We start from the raw sequence: 17,392 nt of genomic DNA on the forward strand, positions 1-17,392 counted from the left end.
ATACCTAAATCTATTGTATCACAAGTAAATCCCTGTACGGCGGATATGGTTGAATGTCATCGCTTATCCATGCCTCCGCTGCGTCGCTTAGGGCACGAATTTCATTCATCAGCTTTAAACCGTCATGTGTCATCAGCGATGCACTTTCATCGAGGTTTGTCTCTGAGATCTTCTTACGAAATTGACCCAGTTCTTTTAGTTTTTTAATTAATTGCTCTTTGGTTTCACATAGAGACCTTATTTGTCCTCTCCAACACTCGAAGTCTTCATCGTATAAGCTTATTGCCCTTTCGAAAGCATTACCCTCCTGGGTGATTTGTTTGGATATGCTGGGCAATATTCCTCTACGTATCATATCTTCCATAACGGCCATTTCTACGTCGACGGTCTTTATGTATTGCTCGAGGCGTGTCTCGTAGTAGGCGGTGATCTCTCTGTCCGTCATTATCCCCAAATTCGAAAGAAGTTCTCTGTTTTCCGGGATCAGGTAATATGATAACGCCTCCGGCGTCGTATTTGCGATGGGAAGTCCTCTCCGGACAGCCTCTTCATGCCATGATTCGTCATAACAATTCCCTTCAAATCGTACATTGGCGCTTTCTTTCGCTACACCACGTAGGACATCAAGGGTAGCGTCAGTGATATCGCTGCTGCCAAGTCGACTTTCGATCCTGTTTGTTATCTCTTCAATGCCCCAAGCCCATATGGCAAGTAGCATAGTAAGTGGCCCTGCGATGGATTGGGATGCCCCCGTTGCACGAAATTCGAACTTGTTGCCGGTAAATGCAAGCGGAGCAGTGCGGTTTCGATCGGAGTTTTCCTTTTTAATGGACGGCAGTTTGTTTAATCCCAAATCCATCATCCCGCTCGTCGGGATCTCTTCGGGAAAGCCCTCCTCTAAGCGGTCTAAAACGTCTGTGAGGGTATTTCCGAGATAGATGCTCATTATCGCGGGAGGTGCTTCAAATCCGCCCAATCTGTGCATATTGCCGGGGGAAGCGACAGATGCCCTAAGCAGGGAGCTATATTTTGATACCCCCAAGATCAAGGCTCCCAAAAAAGCAAGAAATTGCACATTTCTGCGTTGATTATTTGATGGCTCTAATAAATTAAAACCTTCGCTGTCCAAAAGCGATACGTTTGTATGTTTGCCGCTGCCGTTTATTCCGGCAAAGGGCTTTTCGTGTAACAGCAAACGCAAATTGTGATGGCGAGCTATCCTTTTCATTAGAGTCATCATTATTTGGTTTTGGTCAGTTGCTAGATTTGCCTCGGTAAATTGTGGCGCAAATTCGAACTGACATGGTGCAGTTTCGTCATGCCTTGTCTTCACGGCTATACCGAGCTTATGCATTTCTATTTCCACATCGTCCATGTAGGCCAATACCCTGGGATGGATTGCACCAAAATAATGATCTTCCAATTGTTGGCCCTTTGGAGGAGGGCAACCCAAAATCGTACGGCCACACAGGACTATATCTGGACGTCTCCTGGCCAATGTCTCGTCTATCAAAAAAAACTCCTGCTCAGCGCCTACGGTGACCTTAACCCATCGCACGCCTCTGTTGCCAAAGAGTCGCATTAATTTCAGGGATCTCTCCTCTATGGCCGTTATTGCCTTTAAAAGTGGCATTTTCATGTCCAACGGGGTGCCATCCCAGGAAAGGAATATAGAGGGAATACAAAGCGTCCCGCCTTTTTCGGTCGGTATTATGAAAGCCGGGCTTGTGGGATCCCATGCCGTATAACCTCGTGCTTCGAAGGTGCTTCTCATACCTCCTGACGGAAGAGACGATGCATCAGGTTCACCCTGAATGAGTTCACTTCCAGTGAAGGTTTCTAGGGGTGTTCCTTTCTCATCGACAGATAGAAACGCCATATGTTTTTCGGCAGTCAGTTCTGTTCTTGGATGAAACCAATGAGCATAGTGCGTTGCACCAAGCGATGTCGCCCATTCCTTCATTGCCGCGGCGACTACGTCGGCTATTCGAATGTTTAATTTTTGCGGCCCTCCGTTTAGAGCATTGGTGAGCTGTTCAAATACATTTTTGGGCAAGCGTTCTCGCATTACCTTTTCACTGAATACGTAACGCCCAAAATAAGATGTGGGCCTGTCCAACATGAACCACCTCCTGCAGGATAACCATAAAGCTGATATATAGCATATATAAGCACCCTAGCGCAAGATGTCTAAAAGACTTTTGCCATTGATCGTCGAAAATATTTTTAATGTATCAATCTATTTTTGTATAATGAAAATAAGATAGAGTCAATATATGGTTCATTGACTTTAGAACGCCATGGAGTATAATTTAAATTGATTATTAATCAAAGGAGGGGAATCAATCATGAAAAGATCAAGATCTTTGATGATTATGATGCTGTGCATCTCTTTATTTTTTGTATTAAGTTGTGCTGCCAGCGCCTTTGCATATCCGGCAAGGGGTGATTTGCAAAACACCGGCAATTTTCCAATAAAGACATTGCCACGTGGTATATTTGCTTGGAAATTCGATACGGGATCAAAGGTGACGGGTGCCCCGATCGTGGATGAGAACATGGTTTATGCGGCAAATCATAACGGAGAGGTTTACGCTTTGAGCATATCAAACGGAAGCGTGAAGTGGAAATTTCAGTGCGACGGATCTATTTTGGGTTCTGTTGCCGTAGATAAAGACAGGGTTTACGTAGGGACCTTTGCTCAAAGGGTGTATGCTCTGGACAAGCGCACGGGATCGGCGATTTGGAGCACTAAAGTCGATGGTCCGATACTTGCGGGGCTTGCGATTTCCGACAATACGGTATATGTAGGTTGCAATGACGGCAGCTTTTACGCGATAAACGCTAAAGACGGCAAACATAAATGGCAGGTAAAGGCCTATAGGGGATTTCAAAACATGCCGGCCTTTGCTGAAGGGTTTGTATTTGTCGGAAGCTTTGGCGGTCGATTTCATGCTCTTGATCCAAAAAGCGGTAGCGAACGATGGGGAGGCAATACAGAGGGTCCTATGAGAGGAGCTCCTTTATACGCTAACGGAAGGGTTTATTACGTTACGGATAATGGTTATGTGCATGCGGTCAAACTTAAAGGTGTTATACCAATATGGCATAAAAATGTAGGCGCTCCATTGGGCTCCTCTCCTGCATATGTGGATAAGGTACTTTACATTGGCGGACAGGACGGCAAGTTGTACGCAGTAAATGCAGACTCAGGAAATGTCATTTGGAGTTTTGAAGCTGGCGGTCCAATAGGTTCATCGCCGGTCCATGCAGGAGGAGTGCTTTATTTTGGTAGCAATGATGCTAATCTATATGCCGTTGACTTAAAGGGAAATTTACTTTGGAAATATGAGTCTAACGGTGATATAGTAGCCGATCCGGCTTTAGGCGAGGGTATGGTCGTTTTTGCAACTATGCGTGGTAGCGTATATGCCATAAAGTGATCTGATTCATTTGCTCATGAGGCATTATTCTTGCCTTGCATCACGAATTGAAACGGTGAAGATTAAATGCTGGCTTTTAATTTGCTAAGCTTAGTGCTAGGTATGGCGCTTGGTTCTTTTTTAAACGTCGTAGCTACGAGAACTATACAAGGCAAACGGTGGTGGGGAAAGGAGCGTTCTGTGTGTGATTCTTGCGGCAGGACGCTCCAGCTTATTGATCTCATCCCTGTCTTTTCTTATCTAATGTTTAAAGGAAAATGCAGGGTATGCAAGGCTCCTATTAAAATAAGCTATCTTCTGGTTGAAGTCATAATGGGTGTGTCGCTGTTTGCAGCATCAGTGATTCATGGGCCAAGTTTTTCGTTTCTTTTATCCTCCATAGCGCTATGCTGTTTACTGATTTCTTCGCTGACCGATATATACTCTGGTTATATTTACGATTGGTTGGTTTTCCCCTTTTTGGCTCTAGGATTAGCTCTTAGACTTTGCGGGGGCATGCATGCCTTTATAGCTGGCCTGATGGGAGCTTGCGCATGCGGCCTTTTATTGTTGATCATAGCGCTCTTAAGCAAGGGGGGAATGGGGTCAGGCGACGTGGTAGTCGCGGTTGCCATTGGGGGGATAATGGGCACATGGATGGGGGGTCTTGCTCTCTACCTCGGATTTATGGTTGGAGGGTTAACAGCCGTAATACTGTTGGCGCGCAAAAGGGTCAAAAGAAAAGACCATCTCCCCCTTGTACCCTTCCTTGCCGCAGGCGTGTTGCTATCCCTATCCTTTGGAAGAGAAATTCTTACATTTCTGGGCATATTCCCAGGGTGGCCTTGGTTATTTCAGTAAATGCGGCCTTATGTAATTTACCATATCTACCAGCGGAGCGATTGACGGCACTCCGTTTATGCTTCTAAAGGAGTGGTCCGCTCCCTTTAGGACGATGAAATTCCTCTTTGTCGGAGCGAGGTCGAACAGTCGCCTGCATGCCTCTTCGCTGAATGTTTCATCCATGCTCCCGTAGAAGGCGAATACATTTTTTGCCCTGGTATTCCTGGCTGCCTCTAAGAGCATATGTCTTTCTGGGAGAGAGTTGAGTATGGGCTCGCTTATGGCCGTTTCGTTTTCCGGACGTATCTCATCACCGCTTCCGGAAAGTATCAACCCCTGGATGTCGGGAAGCTCGGGCAGAGGGTTTTTCATGTTAGCGTTTCTCAAAATTTCATCGTGCTTATTGCCTGCTATTATTAAAAAATGTAATCCACCAAGTGAAAACCCCCATAGCCAAAGTTGAGTTTTACCTATGTTGTGATTAATAAACGAAATGGCGCTTGCAACGTCAAATAAATCCATGGCATAAGTCTTGCCATCAAAGGCCTCCCTAACCCACCTGCCCCTGTCGTCTCCAAAGCGCTCCCTGTCTCTTATTTTTCTGCTTGTCTCCAAGACGAGGACATTAATGGATTTCTCCGCTAACAATCGTGCCAATGTGGCGTACTTGTTTCCTTCGGACAAATTGGCACAACCATGTACACCATGTAGTAAAACGACAAGCGGTGCTGCATCCGAGACGATATACCCCTGGATTAACACTTTGCCATCCCCAAAGCTTCCCGGAATGCTTTCTGATATCTTTTTTATGCCTTTGTTCATAGCTTTGCCATCACCTCATTCAGGTATTGACGAACTTCATCTGCGTCTTTCATTGAAAGCGCCATTTGTGCGACTTGTTTAGCCCTTTCTGCTTGAAATTTTCGCACTAACCTTTTAATCTTTGGAATTGCAGGAGGCGACATGGATAGTTCATCGAACCCAAGCCCCAGCAAGACGGGAAGGGCAAAGGGGTCTCCTGCCATCTCTCCGCATATGCCGAGCTCTATCTTTTGTGTCTTCGCAGCCTTAGATGTCATGGCAATTAGCTTTAAGACCGCAGGATGCAAGTGATCATACCATTGTGAGACTTTGGAGTTTCCCCTATCTACCGCTAATGTATACTGTGTCAGGTCATTAGTTCCTATGGAGAAAAAGTCCACTTCCTTGGCAAGCTCTTCTGCCATAATGGCCGCAGAAGGTATTTCGATCATTATGCCGACCTTAAACTTTCCATATCTCATTCCTTTATCGTCTAGCTGGCTTGCTGCCTTTTGGATTAATGTTTTAGCTCTTCGTATTTCCCACAGGGAGGAAATCATAGGAAACATTATGTAAAGATTCCCGCAGATTGAACTTCTGATTAAAGCTTTAAGTTGGGTTATCAACAGCTGTTCTTCCGTTAAACCGATACGTATTGCGCGATATCCCAAGAAGGGGTTATCCTCCTTTGGAATGTTCAGGTAGGGTATCTCCTTGTCTCCTCCGGCATCTAGGGTCCTTATAACGACTGGGTGTGGTTTCATCTCGTCTAAAACCTTGCGATAAGCTTCAAATTGTTCGTCCTCGCTGGGAGGTGTGTTTCTATTCATAAATAGAAACTCTGTTCTGAAAAGGCCTATTCCGCTTCCTCCTGATGACAATACCGCACTGGCCTCATCGGGATGGGCAATATTTCCCCACAGCTCTATACTTAGTCCATCTGGCGTTACAGCTGGGAGATCTTTCAAGCTTAATGCTTCTTCCTGCTCACGTTGCAGTTTCTCAATGTTATTTTTGGTCTGCATGAGCACATCGGAAGAAGGATTAATCGTTATCTCTCCCCTTATTCCGTCAACGATCAACAGACAGTTATCCGATATTAAGCTTATATCGATTCCTGATACGGCAGGCAGGTTCAATGATTTAGCGATTATGGCCATGTGAGAAGTTGGGCCGCCCTGCGACAACACAAGACCTACCACGTTATTCTCGGAAATGGCTATTAGCTCTGAAGCCGCAAGATCATTGGCAACGACAATTATCGGTTCATTGGTATCTAATTGTGCAATATCCTTACCTCCAAGTAGGGTTCTATACAATCTGCTTCCCACATCTTTTACGTCTGCTGCCCTTTCGCGCAAGTAAGGGTCAGGGATTGTCTCGAACATTTCTTTGATTTTTTCTGTGGCAGTGAATACGGCGTCCTCGGCAGAGTTCCCCTCTTCTATTGCCTTTTTTATCTCATCTACAAACATTGGGTCTTCTAGCATAAGCATATGCGCTTCAAGGATGCCTGCCTTTTCTTCGCCTAGGCGTCGTCTTACGCTGTCCTTGAGTTTTTGAAGCGACTCCTTTGTTTTCTTTAGGGCTTCTTTTAAACGGTCGAGCTCTTTTTCGACATCTTCCTTTTTGATCTTTATATTCCTCTGCATAAAGGGTATTGTTTCATATAAGAAAGAACGACCCCATGCAAGGCCTGGAGAAAGAGGTTTGCCCTTTAATGCCCTTTGTTCTGACATAGATTGCCCTCCCAGTATTAATATTCTTTTTATGCTAATTGTATCATGTTCCAAAGGATGACAAAATAAATATGAAAGTGAAGAGGAGGGAGATGATGGTTGTTAAATTGATTGTCATGCTTAGCCCGTCTGGAGAGCTTGAACATGTCGATGCCTGGATTGTGGTAGATGTGCTTCGTGCTACTACAATGATGACGGCCTTTTTTGAGCGCGGCGGGAAAATGATCCTTCCTGTAAAAGAGGTTGAGGAAGCATATTCCCTCAAAAAAATGCTCGGCAAAAATTGGCTTTTAATGGGAGAGCGCAATAGCCTTCCACCGCCCTGCTTTGATTGCGGGAATTCCCCTTTCGAGTTATCCCGTTATTGCCTTGAGACTTACGATGGGGCCATCATGACGACTACCAATGGTACCAAAGCTTTAATTTATGCATCATCATACTCTAATAATGTCTTCATAGGTTGTGCAAGAAATGCGACTGCGGCATTGAAGGCGGCGTTGCGCTGCGGCAATAACATAGGTATCCTATGTGCAGGAAGGCATAATAGGGTCATGGTAGACGATACTGCTTGCGCTGGCCTAATGGTAAATGCAATGAAAGAGATGACAGAAAGGATCGACTTGAACGACGGAGGAAAGATAGCCTGGGCAATTTGGAAGCATTATCATTGCGACCTGCTTGAGGCATTTAAGGATGCTGAGCATGCGCGAAGGCTTGAAGAGTTGGGACTGTGGAATGACGTAGTGTATGCGTCATGTCAGAATAAAAGCGAAGTTGTGCCAAGGCTAACTCTGTGGAACGGCCTAAAGGCTGTTATTGTATGAATATAAACCTTAAAAATATCCCCTCTTAGACATCATGTCTAAGAGGGGATATTTGCTTGGATATTTTATTTATTTCTATGCTTTATTACATCCGGAATGACTCAAATACCACTTTATCCATGTCAGACAGGTCCTCGTCATTTGCCATTTTCAACTTTATCAGTTTGTTAAGGGTAGCCTTGGCTTCATTGAGCTTTTCTTGGATTTGAGGACCATCTTCGCTGGATTCCAAGTAATCCAGGAATTCGTCAGAAAGCCGTTCGGTAAGAAAACCGAAGACGATCGTCATATGGCTGAGCCAGTCGATCAACTTGTCCGATTTGGACCAGGGTTCCACTATATAAAGAGCCGTTAACATGGAATCGATCTCGCTCTCGTCAGGTTCCTCTGGTTCTTCCCAGATGCCCAGGGCGTAGAAGGGAGCATCAGGATCAGCCTCAATTGCATCGATCAAGGCTTCGTAGGAATTTGAGCTTATTCCGTCTAGTGAATATAATGCTATCGCTTTAGCGTGCAATGCAACGGGGGTATGTGTACGCTCGCTGCATATCATTTCCAGAACTTCTCTATAACGATCCAACATGAGTAATGAACGATAGATTATGTCTTTGGCAGCGGTCTGTTCCTCTGTATCGATCTCCAGTAACTTTTGCGCGACAGATAAAGCCTCCTCATGGCGATCGTCAAAGGAAAGCGAGAAGGCCATTCTCTCTAAAGCTGAGACGTAAATGTCGCTAACAGGGCTGTCTTTGTGCACATCTCCATACTTTGTTTCACATTCAGTGATGATTTGACCTAAGTATTTACGGTTTGTTTCCATATCACCGTTGGATATTGCGACGTCAGCTAAAATTAATTTGGCTTCCATATTGGATGGATCGATTTCCAGGATCTCACGTGCCAACTTTTCTGCCTCTACATCGTCCTCCGTAGCGCTGGCCATATCCAAAAGTAGTTTTACCTCATCGTTTCGATCATGTTTCTCCTTCGACATGCGTCTTCCTCCTATAAAAATTTTGACCCAAATAGTTTACACTAAATTCCAGAATCTGGGTAGGGGAAACTTACCTTTGCCCTAAGTTGTATTGCCGGCATCGGCACTATAACTATCCCAGAAGGATCTACATGATATTTTGCTCGATCCTCAGCTTCGTTAAAACCTATTTGCGTATCGGGAGGAATAACGTTTTGAGCGTCTACAATGACTCTCCTTAATTTACATCTTTCTCCCACGATCACGCTTCGGCCTATTATGCATTCCTCTACAACAGCTCCGGGTTTTATGATGCAGTTTCTGGATAATATAGACTTTTTTATCGTGGCACCTAAAACTTGGCTTCCCTCTGCACGAAGGGTGCTTTCTATGTGGCTGGAGCAGTCGTTAACGGAGAACGTAAACCCGGGAGGGTCAGCGTAAGAGACAGTTCTGATTGGCCACTGAGGATTAAATAAGTTTAAATCGGCTTCCGCCTTTAATAAGTCCATGTGTGCCTGCCAATAAGCTTTTATCGTTCCAACGTCTCTCCAATAGGGCCTATCGTTTCCGGGAATAACGTTGCTTTGAAAATCGTAGGCAAATACCTTATGGCTTTTGTGGAGTTTTGGCAATATGTCCTTACCGAAATCGTGGCTGCTGTTTGGATCGTTTGCGTCCTCGACTAATGCCTCTTCCAGTACTTCTCTCTCAAATATGTAATTTCCCATTGAAATAAAGCTAAATCCAGGTTTACTTGGTATCTCCGGCGGGTTTTTGGGTTTTTCAAGAAATTGAGTGACGAATCCTAGCTTATCCGTCTCAAGACAACCAAAAGAGGACGCCTCCGATGAAGGGACTTCATAGGCAGCCACCGTACAATCGGCCTTTTGTTCCATGTGTTTTTGCATCATCTGTTCTATGTCCATCTTATATACGTGATCGGCAGCAAATATGCATATGCGATCGGCATTGTAAATGGTAATTAGGTGTAAATTTTGGAATACGGCATCAGCTGTTCCCTTATACCAGTGTTCACCGGTCCACATTTGTGCAGGTACGACTGTTATGAAGAAATCCCTCCCCCTGAGCGCTCCTCCGAATTGCCAACCCCTCTCGATGTGTTCGTTCAACGATTGGCTGCGAAATTGGACAAGGACATAGATGGAAAATACGCCGCTATTGACCAAATTGGACAAGGCGAAGTCTATAATTCGGTATTTGGCGGCAAAATGTACGGCTGGCTTAGCCCGATGTCTGGTCAATGGAGAAAGTCGTTGCCCCCGACCTCCCGCAAGAACAATGCCCAGCACTCTTCCATACTTGCCATAGATCAAAAAAGTCACCTCCGCTGACTTAGTTTGATTAATAATCCTAATTATATTTGAAAATAACACAGCATTCAACTAAACAATAAAACCAAAACTACAATTTATTGGCCTGTATGAACGATTTTACAACCCATGAGAGATGATTGCCTTATGCATAAATATCTATTAGCGGTTGAACATCAGAAACTTCTGAAGTCCGATACTCCCAACAACTCTAGGTATAATTTGGCATATTCCCTGGAGGATCTTGACCATGAGAAATCTGCACTCATGCAGTTTCGCACTATTTGGTTCCATAGTTCGGGGGAATTCCAGGCACCAAGGGCCCTGCCTATGGCATGCAAAAGGGCCTCACTGCTGTAATGGCTGAACAAAAAGCCTGTTCCGTCATGGGCGGTATCGGCATCTATGACCGTATCGGCAAGTCCGCCGACGGCTCGACATATTGGAACTGTACCGTACCTCATGGCTATAAGTTGAATTAACCCGCAGGGTTCAAAATATGAGGGCATTATCAACATGTCACCACCGGCGTACATGAGATGGGCTAATTCTTCGTCATATCCGATCTTAACGAACACATTGGCAGGGAACTGTGCGGAAGCCTCTTTCAAGGATTGCTCATAAACTTCATTTCCCTCTCCAACTACTATCAGCCTACATCCATGGCCAACAATGGATTCGATGGAGTAGAGTAGCAAATCAATCCCCTTTTGCTCTACTAATCTGCCTATATAAATCAAGACGGGGAGATGGTCTTCACCCCATCCGCACCGGGCAAGGAGCGCCTTTCGACATTCCTTTTTGGGGGATATGTTGTCTATATCGTAATGAGCGGGAAGGAACGGATCTGTCATGGGATTCCAATAGGAATAATCGATGCCGTTTAATATTCCCCTTAACTTGCTGTTGTATTTCTTCAAAACTCCATCCAAGCCCATTCCATATTCTTTCGTCTGAATCTCCCAGGAATACCTTGGAGACACGGTCGTAATGGCATCAGATGCTATTATGCCACCCTTTAAAAGGTTGATCATCCCGTAATACTCCAGTCCGTCAATGGAGAAAGCTTCCTTGGATATTCCCCAAGGCATTAGGTCAGTCTCCTGTATGATTCCCTGATGGGCTAAGTTGTGAATGGTTAAGACCGTATCGTATGATTTGGAAAAGGATGAGTAATACATATGCCATTTTAAAGCTATCGCCACTTGTGACGTCGGCCAATCGTGAAGGTGAAAAATTTGAGGATGCCACCTCGCTGATTTTTCAAGCTCCAGTGCGGCTAGCGAAAAGAGAAAGAAAGGCTTTATCGTGTTTAGATTCAAATTGCTTGGATATACATCAGCCGGAAATGGCACCCCTTCGATCTCGAGCAGGTATACGGGTACTCCTTGGACATCGGTCTTCCACAGGAACGCTGGAAACACTCGCCATTCCAACGGTAGGTATAGCTTGTAAGGCATCCTTTTAAAAGTTCTTTTGACGTTTTCATCTATGCTGGGGTACATCGGCAAGAACACTCTGCTGTCAATGCCCAGCTCTCTTAGCGCCTTGGGCAGGGAGCCGACTACATCTCCCAATCCGCCTTTTTTGACAATCGGGTGCATCTCTGAAGCGATATGAAGAACCTTGATCTTGTCAATAGGCAAGCTCATTATCGAGATCACCATTTAATAATTTGACGTTTAGTAATATTTTTGGTACACCTTGTAGGCTCTTTCGCAATATTCCCTCACGACCCGGTGGGTATTGAAGTAACTTGCATTTAAGGCAATGCTATTTTTCATCATAGAGATCCATCTATCACGATGTTGATAGTACAGCGGAATGACCTTTTCTTCAAGGGTCTTGTATAAGGCTTCAGCATCCTTTGATTCGTCGTAATGCGTGAGCTCTACCTCCGTGGGCTCAGGCCCTATCGCCCACCCAGTTACGTCTTCTATCCATCCTTCTACCCACCAGCCATCCAATATGGAGAGATTGAGCACCCCGTTGTGAGCGCACTTCATTCCGCTTGTGCCTGAGGCCTCACGAGGCCTTAAGGGCGTATTTAACCATACATCGACTCCTGCCGTGAGCAAACCTGCCAGCTCCATATCGTAGTTTTCAAGAAAGATGACGGGTATTTTGCCGGATAATTCTTTAGAGAAATTTATGACGCGCTGTATCATGGCCTTTCCTTCTTCGTCGGAAGGATGGGCTTTCCCTGAGAAGATCAACTGAACTTTGCCTGAACAAATGTCTATTAACCTATTTATATCCTTAAAGAGAAGGTCTGCGCGTTTATAAGCCACTGCTCTGCGAGCAAAGCCTATGGTTAAGATTTCGGCATCAAGCTCAACTCCGGTCCTTTCCAAGATCTTCGAGAAGAGGAACATTTTATTTGCCTGGTGTTCTTTCCATAGTTCGTCGTCCTTTAACTTCATCGCCATAACCAACCTTGAAGGGTCGTTTCTCCATCCAGGCATGTGCTCGTCGAAGAGCTTCTGAATGTTCGAGGATGTCCAACTCGCAGAATGCACACCATTTGTGATGTAATCGATGCTTTCCGTATTATAAAGCTTCTTACTTACTTCTCTATGCTTTTTCGATACGGCATTAATGAACCTGCTGTATTTAAGGCCAAAATCTACCATCGAAACCCCGCCGTTCGGCATCATTTGCTTCAAGTAATCTACGAATACGGGCGACATCGTCTTTTCTATTAGCTCAAAGGGAAAATAATCGTGACCTGCCGGCACCGGGGTATGAGATGTAAATACTACTTGCTCCTTGATCTTAGCGAAGTCCACATATCCCTGTTCTCTTAAAAGTTCTAGCGCTAGAAATCCGGCATGTCCTTCATTGAGATGAAAGGTATTTATATTATTGTAGCCGAGGTCTCGCAGAATTCTAAGGCCTCCTATCCCCAGGATCATCTCCTGACATAGCCTGTACCTCAAGTCTCCACCATAAAGGTACCAAGAAAAGGTTCTATCCTCTGGAGTGTTTTTGTCGTAATCCGTATCGAGAAAGTATATAGGAACAATATACCCCGATTGACCTACTATTTCGTAAACCCATACCCGAACATGGACAGGTCTGCCCTCTATTTCTACGTTGACCTCGTTGGGAAGCAGCGTCAATTTTTCCTCTGGGTTCCATTGATAGGGCTCTTCCACTTGCCTTCCATTTTCGTCTATACGCTGTTTAAAATATCCATGCTTGTAGAGGAGGGTAATGCCAACTATTGGAACACCTAAGTCTGCAGAACTTTTAAGGACATCACCGGCTAGAATGCCCAGCCCACCGGCATAGGTGGGGATGTCGCTTTCTACCCCTATTTCCATGGAAAAGTAAGCTATGGTCCTGTATTTTGGATCCATTTCCATGAGCTTTATGAGAGATGAACCAACGCCTATATTATAATTCATTAAAGAGCCCTTGTCATGCAGGTTGCTCATTTTCATTCTCGCTCCTTCACTCCATCTAAAGTTTAAATTCTAAATTATAAACACTTCCTCATTGCCAACCAATTTTTAATTATATCATGTGGCATCCTAAATCCTACATGCCGTTCATCAGGCTCTTATGCAAGAACATCTTTCGAGAAAAATTAATACCAATGCTTGCAATGGATATGGTATAGTTATTAACGTAACTTTGTTATCGACCTTCAGGGGGTTAAATATAATGAAGATGTCCGAGATAGAGGCCATTTTGAAAGCGCGTAGACTGTTCGATACAGCGTCCATAGAAAAAGAAGTTGAATATGCCTTTGCATCGGATCTGATGAGCGATGTACTTGCCTTTGCCCTTGCCGGCGCTCTTTTGATAACCGGTTTGACGAATATTCAAATAATCAGGACAGCTACAATGCTGGACATGACCGGGATCGTCTTTGTAAGGAATAAACGTCCCTTGGAAGAGGCAGTTACCCTTGCCAAAAAACTGGATATTCCGGTTTTGCTTTGCCAAATGAGCATGTTTGAGACTTGCGGGGTACTTTATCAGGCGGGATTAAAGCCCTGTCCTATAGTTCACGAGGAGTCGAATTAAATTGAGCGAACCACTGGTTTTGGAATTACAAGTTAAGCCTCTCGATTTTTTGGCAGCCGGCGAGACGGCAACACAATTTAAGGAAACCCTTAAGTCTTTGGGTTTGGCTCCCGAGATATGCCGGAGGGCGGCAGTTGTGGTTTATGAAGCCGAGATGAACATAGTAATCCATGGCGGTGGTGGGGTGATGCGCCTGCAGGTCGAGGAGGACAAGGTGACCATTATGGCGGAAGATGAAGGTCCCGGAATTGAAAACCTGGAATTAGCCATGCAGGAGGGATATTCTTCAGCGCCTGACTATATAAGAGAGATGGGCTTTGGTGCAGGCATGGGATTGCCAAACATCAAGAGAAATTCGGATGAATTATATATCGATACTGCCCCAGGGAAGGGCACTAAGCTGCGCGCGGTGATATACCTCAATAAAGGACGGTGAGTTTCTTGGCTCACGGGGTTAAAATAATGGAACCCTCATGCAGGGGGTGCGTAAATTGTATTAAATCGTGCCCTACAGAAGCGATGAGGGTGATAGAGGGCAAGGTGCGCATCCTGAGCGAAATTTGCATCGCTTGCGGCGAGTGCATCAGGCGGTGTCCCCATAGGGCCTTACTGTTGGAAGAAGATGAATGGGATTATGTATTGAGCAAACGTCCAATGGTGGTGGTGACAGACCCTTCCTTTTGCGCCCAGTTTTCATGGCCGCCGGTCCCCGAGCTAACGGCACAGGCGTTGTTCGAACTGGGATTTGAACCCATATTTGATGAATATGAGGCGGCATACGATGTGACAGCCTTGGCTGAGGCGAGGGCTATATGCAGCTTGCCCGATACGGCAAAACCGCTAATTTCGACCTATTGTCCGGCCGTAGTCCGGTTGATTCAAATTAAGTTCCATGAGCTAATACCGCATTTGGTACCTGTCGAATCTCCGTTAGAGACCAGTATAGATTTGTGGAGAGCGCGGACAAGAAGGCGCGACCCCGTTACCCTGGTATCGTCCTGTCCGGCCCGCATTGCTATGGTGCGTTCGCCGGTAGGAAGGGACATAAGCTCTGCGGAGTTTGCCATTTCCACATCCAAGCTCGCTCGAGAAGTCCTGATCGGATCGGGAGATCCTTCAAAGAAGGTGACGATCAATCTTCCCCTACAGGCTCCGCGTTGGGTTGTGTGGGCAAAGACGGGTGGGGAGTCAATGCATGTACGAAACTTTTCAAGCAGGCCGATAAAGACGCTTGAAGTAGATGGCCTACGCAATGTCATTAACCTCTTTCAGGAGATGGAGCTGGGGAAGCTCAAAGGCATTGATTATGTCGAGGCCAGAGCATGCGATTTAGGGTGCATCGGTGGAATCGGCAATGCCGAATCGAGATTTTTGAGCCGCATAAAGATCGACAACATCAAGGTTTCCTTCGATATGAATGAGGAGTATCAAAATAAATTGGAGTCCATATATGAAGCTAAGATATGGTCTTTGCGGGAATGCATAGTTCCCATTGAGCAGATGCCCTTGGGAGAGGACTTGGCGAGGGCCATGGAAAGGTTAAAACAATTGCATGCCGTTTATGCGGAACTCCCTCACCTAGATTGCGGTACTTGCGGCCGGCCTTCCTGCAGGGTTATGGCCGAGGACATAATAAGAGGAGAAGGTTCGCCTGATGACTGTATATTTAGGCTAAAGGAACGTATTGCCGATTTGTCCAAGGAAATTTATGAGCTTTCCAAGAGGCTGGTACATACGATGACTTCGGAGGGAAAATCATGAAGGTCAAAGAAATATGCGAGAAGTTGGGATTGACGGTTTACGTAGAGGGCAATGGAGACCAGGAAGTCGAAAGGGGGGTCGTGGGCGATCTGTTAAGCTTCATAATGAGAACCGCTCCTGATGGGGCAGTATGGGTTACCATTCAAAATCACGTCAACGTGGCAGCCGTAGCCGTATTGAAGGATATTACGTTTGTTATATTGGCGTCGGGAAGAGAGCCCCTTCAGGAGCTCATCGACAGCTGTTCAAAGGAAAATATCACACTGGCCTCTTCGCAATTGGACGCCTTTAAGCTATGCGGAAAGCTGTACGAGCTTGGTCTAAATAAATAAAAGATATGCAACTTTATTGGATGGATCTGCATATTCATACCGTGCTGTCTCCATGTGCAGAGCTTGAAATGGGCGCCAAGGAGATAGTCGAAAAGTGCCTAGCAGAGGGGGTAGATATAATAGCCATCTCCGATCATAATGCTACAGCAAATTCGCTGGCCGTGATCGAAGCGGCTAAGGGTAAACCTTTAACGGTGCTGCCTGCTTTGGAGGTTCAATCGCGCGAGGACATACATACTGTCAGTTTGTTTCCTGGTTTTGAGGAAGCATCACTTTTTCAGGAGTGGGTATGGGAAAGGCTTGCTCCAATAAAAAACGATCCTGATTTATTCGGTTTTCAGATGATAATTGATGAAGATAATAATATACTAAATGAAGTAGATACGCTTTTGATACAAGGCATAGACGCATCTGTGGATGATATCATTGAAGAAGTGAGGAGAAGGGGCGGAATGTCCATTTTAGCGCATATAGATAGGCAGGCTTATTCGTATCTGGCTGTCTTGGGAATAATTCCCCCCGATCTAAAGATCGATGCTGTGGAGTTATCGGCTAGGCTGACCTCTGAGGAGGCTCTGTTTTGGAAAAAGCAAGCTTTGAACTATACGATTATTCGATCCTCAGATGCACATCGTTTAAGCGACATAAAGAGGCAACACGCAACTGCGGTCCTTTTAAAGAGGCCTTCTTTCGACGAAATTGCCTTAGCGCTTCATTCGCAAGACAAAAGGATGGTGATGTGGCCCTGGTCGTGACAGATTGCTCTTGACTCTTTTTTGGGAATATGATATCCATCACAAAATGGAAGGGAAGAAATTTATAGTTGTCATAAATATTCCTTAATGGTGGTGATGATCGTGGCTTTGAGCACTGTGGATGTGGTTGAAAAGGTTAAAGAGATAGTGGCTCCATGGAAGGGCAAACAGGGAGGTTTGATCCCCATATTGCAGGAGGTCCAAAGGGAGCTCGGTTATTTGCCGGAAGAGGCGTTGCTCACGATATCTAGAGAGCTGAAAATGCCTAAGGCCGAAGTTTATGGGGTAGCTACGTTTTATGCCCAGTTTCATTTGAAGCCAAGGGGACGCCATGTCATACGGGTTTGTCGTGGGACTGCCTGTCACGTCAGGGGTAGCTTGCAGATACTCGAAAAGGTTAAGCAGATGCTTGGCATCGAAGAAAACGAGACCACTGATGACCTGCGTTTTACCCTAGAGCCGGTGGCCTGTTTGGGTGCCTGTGGCCTTGCGCCGGTCATGATGGTGGATGAGGACACCCATGGACGAATGACTCCCGACAAGATCCAGGCGATCTTGGACAAATATCAATAA

16 protein-coding genes are annotated in these 17,392 nt (G+C 45.4%); 9 read left to right on the plus strand and 7 right to left on the minus strand.

Features of this window, described 5'->3' with window-relative positions; all coding sequences use genetic code 11:
* Positions 1-10: 10 nt before the first annotated feature.
* Positions 11-2,122: a glutamine synthetase III family protein gene (locus BUQ78_RS07375; protein ID WP_074199787.1), complete on the minus strand. Its 2,112-nt coding sequence runs from the start codon at positions 2,120-2,122 to the stop codon at positions 11-13.
* Between the two features lie 226 nt (positions 2,123-2,348).
* On the opposite strand from BUQ78_RS07375, the gene BUQ78_RS07380 reads away from it, so the two are divergent.
* Entirely contained in the window at positions 2,349-3,443 is a 1,095-nt protein-coding gene (locus BUQ78_RS07380; protein WP_074199788.1) for an outer membrane protein assembly factor BamB family protein, read from the plus strand.
* 66 nt (positions 3,444-3,509) lie between these two features.
* Positions 3,510-4,283: a prepilin peptidase gene (locus BUQ78_RS07385; RefSeq protein WP_074199789.1), complete on the plus strand. Its 774-nt coding sequence runs from the start codon at positions 3,510-3,512 to the stop codon at positions 4,281-4,283.
* Here the strand turns inward: BUQ78_RS07385 and BUQ78_RS07390 are convergent.
* Positions 4,272-5,087 carry an alpha/beta hydrolase gene (locus BUQ78_RS07390; RefSeq protein WP_084532285.1) on the minus strand — a complete coding sequence of 272 codons (816 nt, stop codon included), beginning with the start codon at positions 5,085-5,087 and terminating at the stop codon, positions 4,272-4,274. The genes BUQ78_RS07385 and BUQ78_RS07390 overlap by 12 nt on opposite strands.
* Positions 5,084-6,805, minus strand: coding sequence for a phosphoenolpyruvate--protein phosphotransferase (gene ptsP, locus BUQ78_RS07395; RefSeq protein WP_074199790.1), 1,722 nt, complete (start codon positions 6,803-6,805; stop codon positions 5,084-5,086). Before ptsP ends, BUQ78_RS07390 begins: the two co-directional genes overlap by 4 nt.
* A gap of 71 nt (positions 6,806-6,876) precedes the next feature.
* Here ptsP and BUQ78_RS07400 point away from each other — a divergent pair, with 71 nt between their 5' ends.
* A complete protein-coding gene (locus BUQ78_RS07400; protein WP_245529544.1) occupies positions 6,877-7,629 on the plus strand; it encodes a 2-phosphosulfolactate phosphatase in 753 nt (250 codons plus the stop codon).
* 85 nt (positions 7,630-7,714) lie between these two features.
* On the opposite strand, the gene BUQ78_RS07405 is transcribed toward BUQ78_RS07400, so the two are convergent.
* From BUQ78_RS07405 to glgP, 4 genes are all read right to left on the minus strand, one after another.
* A complete protein-coding gene (locus BUQ78_RS07405) occupies positions 7,715-8,623 on the minus strand; it encodes a tetratricopeptide repeat protein (RefSeq protein ID WP_014807508.1) in 909 nt (302 codons plus the stop codon).
* A gap of 41 nt (positions 8,624-8,664) precedes the next feature.
* The gene (gene glgC, locus BUQ78_RS07410) at positions 8,665-9,939 is read right to left on the minus strand and encodes a glucose-1-phosphate adenylyltransferase (protein ID WP_074199791.1); all 1,275 of its coding nucleotides are present in this window, start codon (positions 9,937-9,939) and stop codon (positions 8,665-8,667) included.
* A 173-nt stretch (positions 9,940-10,112) separates the two neighbouring features.
* Entirely contained in the window at positions 10,113-11,588 is a 1,476-nt protein-coding gene (locus BUQ78_RS07415) for a glycogen synthase (protein WP_318259573.1), read from the minus strand.
* A 30-nt stretch (positions 11,589-11,618) separates the two neighbouring features.
* A complete protein-coding gene (gene glgP, locus BUQ78_RS07420) occupies positions 11,619-13,382 on the minus strand; it encodes an alpha-glucan family phosphorylase (protein WP_084532289.1) in 1,764 nt (587 codons plus the stop codon).
* A 223-nt stretch (positions 13,383-13,605) separates the two neighbouring features.
* Here glgP and BUQ78_RS07425 point away from each other — a divergent pair, with 223 nt between their 5' ends.
* From BUQ78_RS07425 to nuoE, 6 genes are all read left to right on the plus strand, one after another.
* Positions 13,606-13,971 (plus strand): transcriptional regulator, encoded by a 366-nt coding sequence (locus BUQ78_RS07425; protein ID WP_074199792.1) that lies wholly within the window; start codon positions 13,606-13,608, stop codon positions 13,969-13,971.
* Position 13,972: 1 nt separating this feature from the next.
* Positions 13,973-14,407, plus strand: coding sequence for an ATP-binding protein (locus BUQ78_RS07430; protein WP_014807503.1), 435 nt, complete (start codon positions 13,973-13,975; stop codon positions 14,405-14,407).
* Between the two features lie 26 nt (positions 14,408-14,433).
* Positions 14,434-15,732: a [Fe-Fe] hydrogenase large subunit C-terminal domain-containing protein gene (locus BUQ78_RS07435; protein WP_318259574.1), complete on the plus strand. Its 1,299-nt coding sequence runs from the start codon at positions 14,434-14,436 to the stop codon at positions 15,730-15,732.
* A complete protein-coding gene (locus BUQ78_RS07440) occupies positions 15,729-16,064 on the plus strand; it encodes a hypothetical protein (RefSeq protein WP_014807501.1) in 336 nt (111 codons plus the stop codon). The genes BUQ78_RS07435 and BUQ78_RS07440 overlap by 4 nt, the downstream gene beginning before the upstream one ends.
* A gap of 20 nt (positions 16,065-16,084) precedes the next feature.
* Entirely contained in the window at positions 16,085-16,819 is a 735-nt protein-coding gene (locus tag BUQ78_RS07445; protein WP_084532388.1) for a PHP domain-containing protein, read from the plus strand.
* Positions 16,820-16,915: 96 nt separating this feature from the next.
* Positions 16,916-17,392 carry an NADH-quinone oxidoreductase subunit NuoE gene (gene nuoE / locus BUQ78_RS07450; protein WP_041460006.1) on the plus strand — a complete coding sequence of 159 codons (477 nt, stop codon included), beginning with the start codon at positions 16,916-16,918 and terminating at the stop codon, positions 17,390-17,392.

The organism is Acetomicrobium flavidum (assembly GCF_900129645.1).
Lineage (GTDB): Bacteria > Synergistota > Synergistia > Synergistales > Acetomicrobiaceae > Acetomicrobium > Acetomicrobium flavidum.

Excerpts from the sequence above, each read along its gene's own strand:
- BUQ78_RS07435 (WP_318259574.1), top strand. The coding sequence starts at position 14,434 with ATGGAACCCTCATGCAGGGGGTGCGTAAATTGTATTAAATCGTGCCCT.
- nuoE (WP_041460006.1), top strand. The coding sequence starts at position 16,916 with ATGATCGTGGCTTTGAGCACTGTGGATGTGGTTGAAAAGGTTAAAGAG.
- ptsP (WP_074199790.1), bottom strand. The coding sequence starts at position 6,805 with ATGTCAGAACAAAGGGCATTAAAGGGCAAACCTCTTTCTCCAGGCCTT.
- BUQ78_RS07415 (WP_318259573.1), bottom strand. The coding sequence starts at position 11,588 with ATGAGCTTGCCTATTGACAAGATCAAGGTTCTTCATATCGCTTCAGAG.
- BUQ78_RS07425 (WP_074199792.1), top strand. The coding sequence starts at position 13,606 with ATGAAGATGTCCGAGATAGAGGCCATTTTGAAAGCGCGTAGACTGTTC.
- BUQ78_RS07380 (WP_074199788.1), top strand. The coding sequence starts at position 2,349 with ATGAAAAGATCAAGATCTTTGATGATTATGATGCTGTGCATCTCTTTA.
- BUQ78_RS07385 (WP_074199789.1), top strand. The coding sequence starts at position 3,510 with ATGCTGGCTTTTAATTTGCTAAGCTTAGTGCTAGGTATGGCGCTTGGT.
- BUQ78_RS07440 (WP_014807501.1), top strand. The coding sequence starts at position 15,729 with ATGAAGGTCAAAGAAATATGCGAGAAGTTGGGATTGACGGTTTACGTA.
- BUQ78_RS07375 (WP_074199787.1), bottom strand. The coding sequence starts at position 2,122 with ATGTTGGACAGGCCCACATCTTATTTTGGGCGTTACGTATTCAGTGAA.
- glgP (WP_084532289.1), bottom strand. The coding sequence starts at position 13,382 with ATGAAAATGAGCAACCTGCATGACAAGGGCTCTTTAATGAATTATAAT.
- BUQ78_RS07400 (WP_245529544.1), top strand. The coding sequence starts at position 6,877 with ATGAAAGTGAAGAGGAGGGAGATGATGGTTGTTAAATTGATTGTCATG.
- BUQ78_RS07405 (WP_014807508.1), bottom strand. The coding sequence starts at position 8,623 with ATGTCGAAGGAGAAACATGATCGAAACGATGAGGTAAAACTACTTTTG.
- BUQ78_RS07445 (WP_084532388.1), top strand. The coding sequence starts at position 16,085 with ATGGATCTGCATATTCATACCGTGCTGTCTCCATGTGCAGAGCTTGAA.
- BUQ78_RS07390 (WP_084532285.1), bottom strand. The coding sequence starts at position 5,087 with ATGAACAAAGGCATAAAAAAGATATCAGAAAGCATTCCGGGAAGCTTT.